Origin of the sequence: Buchnera aphidicola (Stegophylla sp.), assembly GCF_005080785.1 — a bacterium.
Lineage (GTDB): Bacteria > Pseudomonadota > Gammaproteobacteria > Enterobacterales > Enterobacteriaceae > Buchnera_L > Buchnera_L aphidicola_AQ.
On record NZ_CP032998.1, the window covers coordinates 254,474 to 272,121 of the forward strand.

The 17,648-nt window shown below is 21.1% G+C and carries 12 protein-coding genes and 1 tRNA gene; 1 reads left to right on the forward strand and 12 read right to left on the reverse strand.

Going from position 1 to position 17,648, the window contains the following annotated elements; translation table 11 throughout:
• Positions 1-20: 20 nt before the first annotated feature.
• The 3 genes from asnS to D9V79_RS01100 all read right to left on the reverse strand — a co-directional run bounded on the left by asnS (position 21) and on the right by D9V79_RS01100 (position 5,331).
• Positions 21-1,415 (reverse strand): asparagine--tRNA ligase, encoded by a 1,395-nt coding sequence (gene asnS / locus D9V79_RS01090; protein ID WP_187306407.1) that lies wholly within the window; start codon positions 1,413-1,415, stop codon positions 21-23.
• Positions 1,416-1,551: 136 nt separating this feature from the next.
• On the reverse strand, positions 1,552-2,511 hold the full coding sequence (locus tag D9V79_RS01095; RefSeq protein WP_158351857.1) for a rhodanese-related sulfurtransferase: 960 nt from the start codon (positions 2,509-2,511) through the stop codon (positions 1,552-1,554).
• 177 nt (positions 2,512-2,688) lie between these two features.
• The gene (locus D9V79_RS01100; RefSeq protein ID WP_187306408.1) at positions 2,689-5,331 is read right to left on the reverse strand and encodes a valine--tRNA ligase; all 2,643 of its coding nucleotides are present in this window, start codon (positions 5,329-5,331) and stop codon (positions 2,689-2,691) included.
• Between the two features lie 607 nt (positions 5,332-5,938).
• Here D9V79_RS01100 and argF point away from each other — a divergent pair.
• Positions 5,939-6,937 carry an ornithine carbamoyltransferase gene (argF, locus tag D9V79_RS01105; protein ID WP_158351861.1) on the forward strand — a complete coding sequence of 333 codons (999 nt, stop codon included), beginning with the start codon at positions 5,939-5,941 and terminating at the stop codon, positions 6,935-6,937.
• A gap of 522 nt (positions 6,938-7,459) precedes the next feature.
• On the opposite strand, the gene D9V79_RS01110 is transcribed toward argF, so the two are convergent.
• From D9V79_RS01110 to secG, 9 genes are all read right to left on the reverse strand, one after another.
• Complete coding sequence (locus D9V79_RS01110) at positions 7,460-9,112, reverse strand: DEAD/DEAH box helicase (protein WP_158351863.1); 1,653 nt, start codon at positions 9,110-9,112, stop codon at positions 7,460-7,462.
• A gap of 224 nt (positions 9,113-9,336) precedes the next feature.
• Entirely contained in the window at positions 9,337-11,433 is a 2,097-nt protein-coding gene (gene pnp / locus D9V79_RS01115; protein WP_158351865.1) for a polyribonucleotide nucleotidyltransferase, read from the reverse strand.
• Positions 11,434-11,613: 180 nt separating this feature from the next.
• Positions 11,614-11,868, reverse strand: a complete 255-nt coding sequence (rpsO, locus tag D9V79_RS01120) for a 30S ribosomal protein S15 (RefSeq protein WP_158351867.1) — start codon at positions 11,866-11,868, stop codon at positions 11,614-11,616.
• A gap of 33 nt (positions 11,869-11,901) precedes the next feature.
• Entirely contained in the window at positions 11,902-12,798 is an 897-nt protein-coding gene (truB, locus tag D9V79_RS01125) for a tRNA pseudouridine(55) synthase TruB (protein WP_158351869.1), read from the reverse strand.
• Positions 12,799-12,849: 51 nt separating this feature from the next.
• Positions 12,850-13,251: a 30S ribosome-binding factor RbfA gene (gene rbfA / locus D9V79_RS01130; RefSeq protein WP_158351871.1), complete on the reverse strand. Its 402-nt coding sequence runs from the start codon at positions 13,249-13,251 to the stop codon at positions 12,850-12,852.
• Between the two features lie 25 nt (positions 13,252-13,276).
• Positions 13,277-14,902, reverse strand: a complete 1,626-nt coding sequence (gene infB / locus D9V79_RS01135; protein WP_261978610.1) for a translation initiation factor IF-2 — start codon at positions 14,900-14,902, stop codon at positions 13,277-13,279.
• A gap of 731 nt (positions 14,903-15,633) precedes the next feature.
• Positions 15,634-16,893, reverse strand: coding sequence for a transcription termination factor NusA (nusA, locus tag D9V79_RS01140; protein ID WP_158351876.1), 1,260 nt, complete (start codon positions 16,891-16,893; stop codon positions 15,634-15,636).
• 299 nt (positions 16,894-17,192) lie between these two features.
• Positions 17,193-17,280: transfer RNA gene (locus D9V79_RS01145), tRNA-Leu, on the reverse strand.
• A 61-nt stretch (positions 17,281-17,341) separates the two neighbouring features.
• Positions 17,342-17,578, reverse strand: coding sequence for a preprotein translocase subunit SecG (gene secG, locus D9V79_RS01985; protein WP_158351878.1), 237 nt, complete (start codon positions 17,576-17,578; stop codon positions 17,342-17,344).
• Between the last annotated feature and the right edge of the window lie 70 nt (positions 17,579-17,648).

The window sequence follows — 17,648 nt, forward strand, 5'->3', positions numbered from 1 at the left end:
ATATAAATAATATTCATGTTTTAACATAATGCATTTTTCACACATCTAGGAAAGGGTATTAAATCTCGAACATTTTTAACACCAGTAATATATGATAATAATCTTTCAAAACCTAATCCAAATCCTGAATGAGGTACACTACCATAACGACGTAAATCCACATACCAAGAATATTTTTTTTTATTTAAATTACATTCTGATAATCTAGATTCTAAAACCATTTGTCTTTCTTCTCTTTGTGAACCACCTAATATTTCTCCAATATCTGGAACTAATAAATCCATTGCAGCAACTGTTTTATTATCATTATTTAATCTCATATAAAATGCTTTTATTTCTTTAGGATAATTTTTAATAATAATTGGAGATTTAAAATAATGGTCAACAAGATATTTTTCATGTTCAGACATTAAATCCATACCCATATATACAGTATGAGAAAAATTTTGATGTGATTTTTTTAAGATTTTAATAATATCTATATAATTAATATGAATAATTTTAGAAGACAAAAATTTTTGTAATCGATTAAAAATATTTTTATCAATATGATTATATAAAAATTTTATATCATCTTCACAGTCATTTAAAACAAATTTTATAACATATTTTATAATTTTCTCAGATAAAATTATAATATTTTCTAAATCAGAAAAAGCTTTTTCTATTTCTAACATCCAAAATTCTGCTAAATGACGCGTAGTATTAGAATGTTCAGCTCTAAAAATAGGTCCAAAAGTATATACTTTAGTCATCGAACATGCATAAGATTCTGCAGTTAATTGACCAGATACAGTTAAAAATGATTCTTTTCCAAAAAAATCTTTTTTAAAATTTATTGTTCCATCATGATTTACAGGAATATTATTTAAATTCAATGTAGATACTCGAAACATTGAACCTGCACCTTCAGAATTTAAACTAGTAATAATTGGAGTAGGAATCCAAAAATATTTTTTTTTATATAAAAAATGATGTAATTTGTAAAAAATATGATTTCGAATTCTGGTAATCACGCCAATGAAATTGGTTCGGGAGCGTAAATGAGGAACTTCTCGCAAATATTCATAAGTATGTTTTTTTGCAGAAATAGGATAATGATGAGGATTATCAATCCAACCCAATACTTTAATTTTTAAAACTTGAATTTCATATTTTTGTTTTTTTCCTAAAGATAATATTAATATACCTGTTAAACAAATAGAACAACCAATAGTTAATTTTAATACTTCTGTTTTATAATTGGGTATACTTTTTTTTACAATGGCTTGGATTGTTTTAAAACAAGAACCATCATATACATCAATAAATGAAAAACCAGATTTTGAATCTCGACGACTTCGAATCCAACCAAATATTGAAATCACATCATTAATTAATACATGATTATTATGTATATCATTTATTGATATCATTATATTTATTACCTAATAGCATAACATTGATTATATAATACATAAAATATTATATATATTATAACATTTATGTATATTTAAAATATGAAATATAAAAATAAATTCATATTTATAATTTAAATATATAATAAAAATTTTATTTATATACATTCACAGTAGTATAAAAAGATTTTACCATACACCTGGTTGAACAATAACTATGATATTTGATATAACAATATTTGCATTGTATTACAAGACGATGGCAACGATTATAACTACAATTAATATAATTATCACAAATATTATTACATTTATGGCATAAAGATAATTTATGATTAGATACTTTTTCCATCATACGATAATCAAATACAAATAATTTACCTTGAAACTGTATAGGAAGAAAATTTCTTTTTGATTCACGAATATAATTTATAATGCCTCCTTCAATATGATAAATATGTTTAAAATTATGATATTTCATCCAAGCAGTTGCTTTTTCACAACGTATTCCTCCGGTGCAATATAAAACAATTTTATTATTTTTATACTTTTCTAATGTATTTAGCATATTTTTTAATTGTAATCGAAATGTATGTCCAGGTATGTGTATTGCATTTTTTAATCTTCCAATATTATATTCATATATATTTCTCATATCTACAAAAATGGTACGTGAATTATTTAACATTTTATATACTTGAAAATATTTTAAACATTTTCCTGTATTATCATTATTATATTGAAAATTTACTAAACCATCTGAAACAATTCTATTACGTATTTTAATTTTTAACATCCAAAAAGATTGCGTATTATCTAAACTAACATTCATATGAATTTTTTGAAAATTGACATTTAAGTACTTTAATGATTTTTTGAATATATAATATTTTTTTTTTAAAACACTAATTTGTGCATTAATACCTTCACGAGAAATATATATTCTTCCAAAAACATTTAATGTATTCAGTACAATATATAAATTATTTTTTAACGTCATTAAATTATCTATATTACAATATTTATAAAAAGATAAATTAATTCTCGACTTATGAATAATTAATATATCATTGTTTATTATTTTCCTTGAAAATATATTACATGATAATGACATAAAAATTCCTATATAAAAATATACAGCTATGAAACTATAATTTTATAATTATTTTATATAATATTTAATAATTTCAAATTATTTGTATGTCTATTAATATGATAATATGGTATAAAATATATTAAATATTGTAATGTTATCATGAAAATATTTTATTGTTTAAAAATAAATATGATTTTATAAAATAATAAAAATTTTTATTTTATCTACTAAACCTATGATAGCATTTATTTTTATATCATTTATAGAAGATAATATTTTCATATTTTTAATATATCCTATCTTTTTAATAATACTTTTATTTTTAAATAAAAAATCATTTAATTCAAAATGAGCATTACTTATAAAAACACACAAAAAATAATTACATTTTAATTTTAAATTAATACGAGTTTGACGCATAAATAAAACAATTTTTTGAATTATACCCATAAAATAAATAATTTGAAAATTCATAATTTTTTTGTTAAAAATAGGTAAAGATTGTAACATAATCGTTTCACCTACAATACTAAAAATATTTCTTAATTTTAACCAAATAATTTCTGTAATAAAAGGTATTATAGGATGTAATAATTTTAAAATAACTTCAAAAATACTTACTAAGGTCCATTGAACATTTTGAATGTCTACAAAGGAACCATGTTGTAATATTATTTTTACAAATTCTAAATACCAATTACAAAATTTATTCCAGACAAAATTATATATTTCATAAGTAACTAAATCAAATCTGTATAATTTTAAAAACTTATGATACATATTTATAGTATTATTTAATTCCATAAATATCCATAAATCAAAAAATAAAAAATTTTTTTTAATATTTTTGATATTAATATTTTGAATATGTACATATTTTAAAATAAATCGACCTGCATTCCAAAGTTTATTACAAAAATTTCTATATCCTTGTAATTTATTCATATCCCATTGAATATTTCGATTGATAGAAGATAAAGAAGAAAAAGTAAATCGTAATGCATCAGCCCCGAAATTTTTAATTCCATTAGGAAAATTTTTTTTAGTGTCAGTTTTAATTTTATGAAAAAAATCATCTTTCATTATATTATCAGTACGTTTTTTAAGTAAATCATCAAAACTAATACCATCGATAATATCTATTGGATCTAAAACATTTCCTTTTGATTTAGACATTTTTTGACCCATATTATCTCGTATTAAACCTGTAATATATACTTGTTTAAACGGAATTTTTAAAATTCCAATATTATCTTGAAGACAATACATTGTCATCATAATCATTCTTGCAATCCAAAAAAATATAATATCAAAACCACTAACAAGAACATGAGTTGGATGAAAAATTTTCAACATCTTTTTTTGAGGCCAATCCAAAGCAAGAAATGTCCATAAACTAGAAGAAAACCACGTATCTAAAACGTCATGATCTTGTATCAATTTTTGATTATGTAAAATTATATGTTTTTTTCGCACAGTTTTTTCATTTTTTTCAACATATACATTACCGTGAATATCATACCAAGCTGGAATACGATGTCCCCACCATAATTGACGCGAAATACACCAATCTTGAATATTGTTCATCCACGATAAATACATATTTTTATATTGATTAGGAATAAACTTTATTTTTTTTTCTTTAACTGCTAAAATAGCATGTTCAGATAATAAAGAAGTACGTAAATACCATTGATTAGTTAACATAGGTTCTATTTCAGAACCACTTCTATCTCCCAATAAAACTCTAACATTATCATAGAGATAATAATCTAACAAATTCGATTTTTTCAATAAATGAATTATTTTTTTCCTTGCTGTATATTTATTCAAATCGCGTAATTCATTAGGAACATATGAATCATAAATATTTGAAAAATTACCATGTGTATCATAAACATCAAGTTGACGACAAATATTTCCATTTTTTTGAAAAATATTAATCATAGGTAATTTATGTCTTAAAGAAACTTCATAATCATTGAAATCATGTGCTGGAGTAATTTTAACACATCCTGTTCCTTTATTTATATCAACATAATTATCAGATATTATAGGAATATATCTATTTAATAAAGGGACTTTAACATATTTCCCAATACACCATTGATATCGTATATCATTAGGATTAACTGCTATTGCAGTATCACCTAACAATGTTTCAGGTCTAGTGGTTGCAACAACTAAATATTTAGATTTATAACTTAATTGATATTTTTCTAATATCAAATATTTAATGTACCATATTTGATTATATGTATTTTTAATTTCTACTTCTAAATCAGAAATTACTGTTTTTAATTTTATATCCCAATTAGATAATCTTTTTTTACGATAAATTAAATTATTTTTATATAAACGAATAAAAATTTTTTGAACATTATATGATATTTTATTATCTAAAGTAAATCTTTCTCTACTCCAATCAATAGAATTACCCAATCGTTGCATTTGATAATTAATATTATAATTTAATTTTTTTTTCCATTTCCAACATTGTGAAACAAAATAATCTCGACTAATTTGATGTAAAGTCTTATTTTCTTTTAATTGAATTTTTTTTGATACCATTATTTGTGTTGCAATTCCAGCATGATCTATTCCTATTTGCCATAATGTATTTTTTCCTTTCATACGATTATATCTAATTAAAATATCCATAATAGTCTGTTGAAATGCATGTCCCATATGTAAATTGCCAGTAATATTTGGAGGAGGTAAAATAATACAAAAACTACTTTTTTTTAAATTATAATTAGGTTTAAAGTAATTACAATTCTTCCAAATATTATATATAATTTTTTCAATATCTTTTGGATTATAATTTTTATTTAACATTTCATCTATTCTTATAAATTCATCATATAAATATTTTATTATGCAATATATAATTATATTTTTATTATACATATTTAATAAATAATTATTTATTATAAAAATAGTTTTTATATCTTTCTTAATAGTTATAATATGATAATTATTCTATAAATTTAATAATATTCACAATGATAATATAAATCATTAATATTATATAATAAACAATATAATATAATATTTATGAATAATCATAAAATATTATTCATGAAATTAATAATTTATTATAATGTTTTTTAAAATTACTTTAAATTATTTCAATGAACATATTATTAATTATTTAAATATCTATACATTGCATAACTAAAAATATTATATTATGAACATATTTATCATTATATAATTAATACAGTTTATATTTAAAACATTTTTCATCATATAAATAAATAAATTTAAATTAACAAAAAATTTTAGATTTATATTTATTTTACAATTAAATAATACATTTTAAATATGTTATATAAATTTAAAACTTTATTTTATTTACATAATATTTGATAAAATTAATAAACTTATTATCAATAATTAAAATTTTTGTTCAATTTATTAAAATTTTTCAATAGGAATTAATATGAATTGTTTATATAAAAAAAGTTTTTTAAAAATGTCAGATTTAAATCAAACAGAAATTAAAAAAGTAATTGATTTTGCTATTTTTTTAAAAGAACAACGGAATAAAAAAAAAGAAAGACAATATTTAAAAAAAAAAAAAATTGCTTTAATTTTTGAACAACAATCAACACGAACACGATGTGCATTTGAAATAGCAATATATGAACAAGGAGGATATTCTAGTTATTTAAGTCCTAAAAATATACATTTAGGATATAAAGAATCAATTTTAGATACCGCTAAAGTATTAGAAAAAATGTATGATGGTATCCAATATCGAGGATGTAATCATAACAATATAAAACTATTATCTAAAAATATTCAAATACCAGTATGGAATGGATTAACAGAAAAATATCATCCTACACAATTACTTGCAGATTTGATGACAATACAAGAATATTCACCTAATAAACCCATTAATCATATTATTTGTGCATATGTAGGAGATGCGTCTAACAATATTGGGAATACTATATTAGAAACTGCTCATATTATGAATTTTGAATTAAGATTAATTGCACCTAAAAAATATTGGCCTAATAAAAAATTATTAAATAAATATAAATCAAATAATAAAATTACATGTACTGAAAACATTAAAGAAGGTGTTAAAAAAGTCGATTTTATTTATACAGATGTTTGGATATCAATGGGAGAATCTGATTCTGTATTAAATGAAAAAATTCTTGCTTTAAAAGCATATCAAGTAAATAACCAAATGTTAGAATTGACAAAAAATAATCATGTTCAAGTATTACATTGCTTACCAGCTTTACATGATAATAAAACACAAATAGGTAACAAAATATCAAAATTATTTAATTTTCATGATGGAATTGAAATCACTAATGAAGTATTTCAAAAATATAATAAAATTATATTTCAACAAGCTGAAAATAGATTACATACTATAAAATCTATAATGATTAAAACAATGAAAAATCAATTGATCTAATATATATAATAATATAATATCATTTTAATAAATAAATTTACATATATTAATATTAAATATATCAATAACTCATAATATAAAAATATTACTTTAATAATATATAAAATGTAAAAAATTCATTTTAAAATATTTAAAATATCATAATAAAAAATAAATAATATTATTAATATTATAATAAATAAAATAAATATAAATTAAATAATTATATAATTATTTAATTTATAATATTATTTCATATAATTATATTATTGTAAAATGTTAAATATCTAAATAAAAATTTACAAAAATTATAATAAATTAAATATATTTCATATTGTAATTCCAGTTAACAAATCTATAATAATATGATACATATTAATATGTCATAGTATATTTTATAGTTAATAAAAAACTTTGCATATTATTATACAAAAATTTGTTTTATTTTTTATTATTACTTGTTATATCTTTACGGTATTTAAGAGTATTTTAAAATTTATCATTATAAATTAATTAAAACTTGTTTTTAATATCATATTATTATTATTTTTTTTTATATCTTTCTAAATAAGTAAATTTATTAAGAATTCGAATACGGCTCAGATCATTTAAATTATTTTTAGGAATATTCGTAGACAATTCTATAATAGTATAATTAGAAAATATTTGAATATTACCAATATGATAGTTAGAAATATTCCCTTCATTTAAAAATGCTCCTACTATATGACGAACTTCTATACCATCATTTTTACCTAATTGGATACGATAATCACGCATTGTATCATTTAAACGATAATTCTTTTTTTTATCACATGTTATTTTTTTAATATTTTTTAATTTTTTTATATTATTAAAATTTTTATTTTTATTAGTATATTTTATAGGAATAATTAATTGCAATATTTTTTGAGATATTTTTAATAACACTAAAGATAATATTTCAATATTGAATTTTTTATTAGGACATAATTTTTTTAATAAATTACGATATTTATATAAATTATTATTATTTAAGTGATTAATTATTTGTAAATAAAATCTATCTAATTTATATTTCATTAATAATTGAGAATTAGGTAATTTAATCTCTATAATAGGTTTTTTCAGCATATGCTCTATGTTTTTTAAGAACCTAATTTCTCGACGTTCAACAAATAATAATGCACGTCCCATTCTACCAGCTCGACCTGTTCGACCAATTCTATGAATATAAGATTCTGAATCAATAGGAATATCATAATTAATAACTAGACTAACACGATCAATATCCAATCCACGAGAAGCAACATCAGTTGCAATTAAAATATTTAACTGACCATTTTTAAATTTTTTTAAAGTATCTTCTCGGAGTATTTGATTCATATCACCATTTAATGCAGAACTATTATAACCATGTTTTAATAAAATTTCAGACACTTCTAATGTAGCACTTTTTGTACGAACAAAAATAATTATTGAAGAACAATCTTCTAGTTCTAAAAATTTAATTAATCCATTTGTTTTTCTTCCATGAACCATCCAATAATTTTGATAAATATTGGGTTTAGTTATAACATTGGAATGTACGATAATTTCTTTGGGATGATACATAATATTTTTTGAAATATTACGAATAGTTTCTGGCATAGTTGCAGAAAATAATGCTGTTTGATGTTTGACAGGTATTTTTAAAATAATGTTCTCAACATCTTCAATAAATCCCATTTTTAACATTTCGTCTGCTTCATCTATAACTAAACTTTGCAATTGTGATAAATTTAATGTATTACGTTTTAAATGATCTATTAACCGTCCAGGAGTACCTACAACAACTTGAGGTCTTTTTTTTAACGCTAATAATTGTGTTTCATATTTTTGACCTCCATATATAGGTAAAATTTTAATACCTTTAATATATTTAGCAAACTCTACAAAGGATGTAGATATTTGTATTGATAACTCACGTGTTGGAGTCAAAACTAAAATTTGAGGATATTTCAAATATAAAACAATATTCTGTAGTAAGGGTAATGCAAAAGCAGCAGTTTTTCCACTTCCCGTTTGTGCTACACCTAATACATCTTTTTTTGATAATAAATATGGAATACATGCTCGTTGAATAGGTGAAGGTTTCATGTATCCTAAATAATTTAAAGACTTTATAAGAAAATTGTTTAATCCTAATGTAGAAAATAAGTTTTTACTTGCAATCATGTAATGTAAATATTTCAATTAATGTGTAATAAAATGAGTTTATATAGATTATAATAAATTTATAACTTTATATATAATAGATACCTATAAACTAATTTAATGTAATCAATCATTTATTATATAATACAAAAACAATTTATATTTTAAAAATACGTTATATATATTTTAATAATCCTAATATTTTACAACTAATCATTGAACAATATATTTATATTATGTAATAATTATGTTTTACAATTTAATGCTTGTTTAATACTTAAACGCATACGCCCTTGTCGATCTATTTCTAATACTTTAACGAAAACATTTTGCGTAATTTTTAAATAATCATTAATTTTTTCAACTTTTTTATGAGAAATTTGTGAAATATGTACTAATCCTTCTTTTCCAACACCAATAGCAACAAATGCTCCAAAATTTGTAATCTTAATAACTTTTCCGTTATATATTTTTCCTACTATAATATCAGCAGTAATTTCTTTAATACGATTAATAGCATTAATTGCTTTTTGTTTAAGAGACGCAGCAATTTTTACAATACCATCATCTTTAATTTCTATTATAGTACCTGTTTCTTCAGTTATCATCCGAATAACAGAACCTCCTTTCCCAATAACATCTTTAATTTTATCTGGGTTAATTCTCATAGTACAAATACACGGAGCAAATTGAGAAATAGTATTATTATGAATACGAATTGTTTGATTCATAATATCTAAAATATATAATCTAGATTTTGTTGATTGATATAAAACATGTTTTAGCATTAAACTAGTAATTCCTGGAATTTTAATATCCATCTGTATTGCAGTAATACCATCTTTACTCCCTGAAATTTTAAAATCCATATCGCCAAAATGATCTTCCTCTCCTAAAATATCAGACAATATAATATATTTTTCTTTTTCTTTAATTAATCCCATAGATATACCTGAAATAGCTGATGTAATCGGCACTCCAGCAGACATCAATGCTAATGATGCACCACAGACTGATGCCATAGATGAAGAACCATTAGATCCAGTAATTTCAGAAACAATTCTAATTGTGTATGGAAAATGATCTACAGTAGGCATAACAGCTAATAAACTACGTTTGGCTAAACGACCATGTCCAATTTCACGTCGTTTAGGAGATCCTACTATACCTATATCTCCTGTTGAATATGGAGGAAAATTATAATGAAATAGAAAACTATCTACTTTATCTCCTAATAATTCATCTAAATTTTGTGCATCTCGTGATGTACCTAATGTTACTGATACTAAAGACTGGGTATCTCCACGTGTAAATAAAGCAGAACCATGAGTACGAGGTAAAACATTAATACGTGCATTTAAAGAACGAATTTCATTTTTTTTCCGTCCATCAATACGAATGCCACTTTTTAATATATTTTTTCTAACAACTATTTTTTCAATATTATTTAACATGTTTGTAATAACAAATTTTTCTAATAAAGGATTTTCATTTTTTAAAATTTTTATAATATTATTTTGAACAACTTTTAATTTTTTATTTCTATGAGATGTAGAAATAATTTGATATATTTTACTAATCGAACGATATGATATTTGAAAAATATGTTTAAACAACTCATGATCACAAATATCATAACATATATATTTCCAATTTGCAACACCAACACTTTGAATAAATCGATTAATATTATCAATCAATACCTGTTGTTTTTGATGTCCAAATAAAATAGCATTTAAAACCTGATCTTCATTTAATAATTTTACAGATGCTTCAACCATTAAAATTGTATTTTTTGTACCAGAAACAATCAAATCTAATTGTGTATTTTTCATATCGTCTATAGTAGGATTTAAAACATATTCATGATTAATATAACCGACTCGTGCTGCACCAATAGGACCTTTTAAAGGAATACCTGACAATTTTAACACTGTTGACGCACCAATAATTGAAACGATATCAGGATTTATTTGCGGATTTACAGAAACTACCGTTGCAACTATTTGTACTTCATGACAAAAATTTTTTGGAAATAATGGTCTGATAGGTCTATCAATTAATCGAGAAATTAAGATTTCATTTTCACTTGATCGACCTTCTCGTCGAAAAAATCCCCCTGGTATACGACCAACAGCATATGCTCGTTCTTGATAATTAATAGTTAAAGGAAAAAACTTTTGATCAAAAGTTTTTTTTTTACTTACTACCATAGTAACTAATATAGTAGTATCATCCATAGTAATCATCACAGAAGATGTTGCCTGACAAGCTATAAAACCAGTTTCTAAAGTAATAGTATGTTTTCCATATTTAAATGATTTAATAATAGTATTTAACAAAATAATATCCTTAATTTAGACAAAATTTTATAATTATATATAGAAAAATATTAACATTTACTACAATATATAAATGTAAATAAAATTATCAAAATTTTATATCATAAAATATAAAAATTTAATTTTACTTACAATTAATATCAAATTTATATATAATTTTAATTTATTGAAAATTTCGTTTCAACGACGTAAACCTAATTTTAAAATTAAATTATTATATTGTAATATATTACGACGTTTTAAATAATTTAACAATCTTCTTCGATGAGAAATCATCTTTAATAAACCTCTTTTACCAGAAAAATCTTTTTTATGATTTAAAAAATGATCTTTTAAAGAATTTATTTTATTACTTAATAAAATAATTTGATTTTCAGAATTCCCTATATTTTTTGAACTAACCAAAAATTTCAGAATATTCTTTTTAGTATTCATAAATATAACCTCTATATTGAATTAATATTATATTTAATCAATATTTAATATTTTACATGACACTAATGTGCCAAATTTATTAATATGTCCTATAATAAACATATCTTTAGATTTTTCTATAGTAATTCTAATGATGCCTTCATGTCGATATAAAATAAAACAAATTTTATTTTTTTTTTGTAATATTACAGGAGAAAAAAATCTTATTTCTGGTAAAGCAAAAAAAATAACTTTTAAAGGTATAATTAATTTTAAAAAAATATCATAATTTTTTAATATAGAATAACACCGTTTTAATTTATATATTTTTTTTAAAGTTATAGAATCTTGAATATTATATGAAGCAATCTGTAATCTTCGTAAAAAAATTACATGAGCACCACATTTTAACATTTGTCCTAAATCATGTACTAATGTTCTAACATATGTCCCTTTAGAACAAACAATTTTTAATTCAACAAAATTATCATAACGTTTTATACATTCTAATTTATATATATAAATTTTACGTAAAATACGAGGAACAATAAAATTTTTTCTTGCATATTTATATAATTGAATACCTTGATATTTTACTGATGAATACATAGGAGGCAGTTGAGTAATATGACCTTTAAACATATTTAAAAAATTATAAAATTCACAATCACTAAAATTAATTATTTTATTTTCTACAATGACACCTTCTGAATCATATGTAGAAGTACTTTGTCCTAATTTTAAAATAACATGATATGTCTTAATAGAATTTTCTAAATACTTGGAAAATTTTGTTCCTTCTCCAATTAGTATAGGTAATATTCCAGATGCTAATGGATCTAAAATTCCTGAGTAACCTAATTTACTAAAATAAAAAATTTTTTTTATTTGTTGTAATACTTGATTAGATGATATTCCTGAAGGTTTATCTAATAATAATATGCCATGAATACTTTTTTTTTTATATTATTCATATTATTTCCATTGTATAAAATATAAATATTATTTTAATACCCTATTAATTAAATTAGATATCTTGATCCCTGAAATTAAAGAATCATCATAACAAAATATTAAAGATGGTATTATTCTCAAGTGAAGATTTCTAGATAATATTTTTCGAATATAACTAGAAGAATGTTGTAATATTTGCATAATTTTTGGAATATGATTTATATTATGAGTATTTTTCATAAAATGTTGATTTGCCCCTAAATAACTAAAAAATATTTTTGCACAAGATAAATCATGTGATATTCTAACCATAGAGATAGTAATAAAAAAATTTATTCTAGGATCTTTAATATATTTTTTTAATATTAATGATATTTCTTGTTTTAATATATTTGAAACACGAATAGAACGTTTAATATTTTTTCTGTTAAATTTTTGAAATGATTTCATATGATTATTTAATATTATAATAAATTTATATTTTTAACTTTATTACTTCAAATGATTTGATTATATCACCAATATTCATATCATTACAATTTTTTATACTAAGACCGCATTCTTTACCAGTATTCACTTCTTTAATATCTTGTTTAAAATGTCTTAATGACTCTAATTCACCTTCATGTATAATAAGATTGTTACGAATTAGATGAATATGATTATAACGTTTTATAATACCTTTTGTTACCATACATCCTGCAATGACAGATTTAGAAGATTTAAATATATTTCTCACTTCCGCAATACCCATAATTTTTTTATTATATTGAGGAGATAATAATCCTAAAACAATTGATTTTAAATCATCTATTAAATTATATATTACTGAATAATAACGAATATCAATATTTTTATTTATAATCATATATTTGATTGAAATATTTACTTGTACATTAAAAGCAATAATAATAGATTTTGATGTTAATGCTAAAGAAACATCAGTTTCTGTAATATTTCCAACATTAGCATAAACAATTTTAATACTTACATTTTTATGTTGAATATTATTTAAAGAATATAAAATTGCTTCTAATGATCCTTGGACATCAGTTTTCAATATAATATTTAAAAAAACATTATTTTTATTATTTAAATTATCAAATATATTGTCTATAGTTATTTTTTTTGTCTTATATAACTTCATTTCTCTAAATTTTTTTTTTCTAGATATAGAAATTTCACGTGCTTTTTTTTCATGTTCAATAATAGTAAAAAAATCTCCACTTATTGGAACACCAGAAAATCCTAATATTTTTACAGGAATTGATGGTTCAGATGATTGTAATTCACATCCAAAAGAATCTTGAATAGAACGTATTTTACCATATTCTAAACCACATAATATAACATCACCTTTCTTTAAAATTCCTTGTTGTACTAAAATCGTAGATATAACACCTTTATTTTTATCAAGATACGATTCAATTATCATGCCTGAAGCTAAACCAGAATAAATAGCAGTGAGTTCTAGTAATTCAGATTGTAATAATATTGAATCTAATAATTCATTTATACTTTCACGATTTTTTGATGATATATTAACAAATATATTTTGTCCTCCCCATTCTTCTGGCAAAATATTATATTTCATTAATTCTTTTTTAATTTTTTCAGGATTAGACTCTGGTTTATCAATTTTACTAATAGCAACCAGTATAGGAACATTCGATTCCTGAGCGTAACGAATAACTTCTATTGTTTGCGGTTTTACTCCATCATCACCAGCAATCACTAAAACAATAATATCTGTTATTTTTACCCCCCGAGAACGCATAGAGGTAAATGCATCATGTCCAGGAGTATCAAGAAAAGTAATTACTCCTTTTTTTGTTTTGACATGATATGCATTTATATGCTGTGTAATACCTCCAAATTCATGATCAGCAACATTAGAAGAACGTATACAATCTAATAAAGTTGTTTTACCATGGTTTACATGACCCATAATAGTCACTACAGGAGGTCGAACTTTTTTTATACACTTTTTATTTAAAACTTTTTGATTATTTTTTAACGCTTTTTTAGATTTATTTTCATTTTTAATAATCACATTATAACCCATGTTATTTGAAATCAATGATACTGTTTGAAAATCAATTTTTTGATAACAGTAAGTATTATACTATTTGAAACATTTTTTTTATCAAATTAGAACTATTTATACACATTTTTTTAGATAAATCAAATACTGTAATTGTTTTATTAAAAATTATATCTTTGAAAATAATTTATTTGATTGATAATGTTTTTTGTAATAAAATATTATATATTTTCTTTGAATTATGTGAATAGTATAAAAATATTTTTTTATATTTATATTTTGATTATTATAATCTTAAGTATCTTTTTTATAATATTTATATCGTTTAATATTTTTATATATATTAAAATTTAATATACTTTTATTATTTTTTTTAAATATATTGAAAATATTTTTTTAAATTTAACATATTTTTAAAATATCTCAGTAAATATAATCATATTATACAATAAACTGTTAAGTCATTTTATAAAAAAATTCTTTATTTTATATATTTTACAAATAAATTTTAGTCTATTTATTCTTAATTTCTATACTTAATACACAATAAAATAACTTATTTGAAAATAAATTAATAATTTAAAAAAAATTGATATTGTTATATTATATAACAAATAAATAAACATATTGTATATATTTACATATTATACTTTTATAATATATATTAGAAAATATAAAAATATATTTTAAAAATATATTTGTTTATTGTATAATATAATACATATTTTAATATACTGTATTAATAAGTAATTCAATATATTAAATATTTTTAAATTATTTTATTAAACTTAATTTAATGAATTAAAAAATATTTTTTTTAATTTTTTCCGAATCCAAAGTACTATATTTATATTTATATCTTGAATTTTTAATAATACATTATCAGAAATATAAAATAATTCTTCTAAAGAAGAAAATCCTTCTTTAATCAAAATATTTATAATATATTTTTGTAATTGTAAACATTTAAAAAAAAGATTATAAATTTTTCTCATTTTTATTGTATTTTTTTTTTTAAATTCTTCAACAGTTAAAATATTTAACTTCCAACCACTTAATTTTGACGCTAATCGTACATTTTGACCATGTCGACCTATTGCTTGTGATAAATAACTAGTATCAACCAAAATATCCATGGTATAACTATCTTCATGAACAATTATATCAATCACATTAGCAGGAGCCATAGCATTGATAACAAATTGTGCAGGATTATTATTCCATAAAATAATATCTATACGTTCATCAAAAATTTCTTTAGATATTGCTTGTATTCGTGTGCCTCGAATACCTATACAAGCGCCAATAGGATCAATACAATGATCATAACTTATGACAGCTACTTTAGATCTAAACCCAGTATGACGTGCAACTGCTTTAATTTGTACTACTTTTTCTTTAACTTCTGGTATTTCTATTTTAAATAATTCAAATAAAATTTCAGGTTTTGAACGACTAATAAATAATTGTATACCTTTTTTAGGAATATGTTCATGATATAATATACCTTTAATACGATCTCCTAATTTCAAATGTTCCTTAGGAATCATATCTTTATCTTGCATCATAACTTCAATATGATCATTTAAATTTAAAATTATATATTTTTTTTTTATCGATGTTACAATACCTGTAACAATTTGATTAGGGTAATGATAAATATTATCCAATATTTTTTTCATTTCTATTTCTCTAATTTTTTTAATAATTTCCTGTTTAATAATTTGAGTAGTAAAGCGATTCAACATAACAGAATCAATTTGATCTTCTATATAATCATTTATTCTCACATATCTATTTTCAAATTGTGCTGCTTCCAAAGTAATTTCTCGGGTTGGTTTCGTCACATATAAAACTATTAACCACCTACGAAAAGTATGAAAATCACCATTCTGTCTATTGATACTAATTCGTACATCAATGTCATAAGGATATTTTTTTTTTGTCGCTATGGACAATGCAAATTCTAATATTTTAAAAATTTCTTCTCGGGACAATAGTTTTTTATTCTCTATAGATTCTACAATAGATAAAATTTCTTTATTCATTAATTAACCTGAAAAGTTAATGTTTAATATTAATTCAATTATACTAGAGATCAATAAATATAAATTATATTTTAAATAATTGCATATCATATTTATAATACTGAAAATACATATATAAACACATTTTAAAAACAAATTAATAATTTTATATATTAAAACCTCGATAATACGAGGTTTTAATTGATACTAAATTGTATATAATATATTTGAAAATAAAAAATTTTATATTAATTTAAATTATATATATTATATTTCAAAATTATATATCATAATTTTTAATAATAAAATTTCATTTTATTTACCGAGGATGGGATTTGAACCCATAAGCTATATGATATAGCACTACCTTCTCAAGATAGCGTGTTTACCTAATTTCACCACCTCGGTAAAATTGTTGCGCAATAATATAAAATTTAATACTACTTATTAAATTAATATTTATTTAATGTTAATTCATAATAATATTATTCATATTTAAGTTACATATTAACACACTCAGCAATAAAAAAATTACAATAAGAAATTTAATGATACGATTAATAATAGTATTATAATATATTGGATTAAACAATTTAACACTTTTATAAGAAGAATAAAAATCATTTTTTTTCACTGGATGTAACATAATTAATGTAACTAATGAACATGTAATAATAATAAATATTAATAAAATAAAATAATACATAATTATATAACCTTTATAAATATTAAATATAATATCAAAATATATACATTATAAAAATCATAAACTGTCA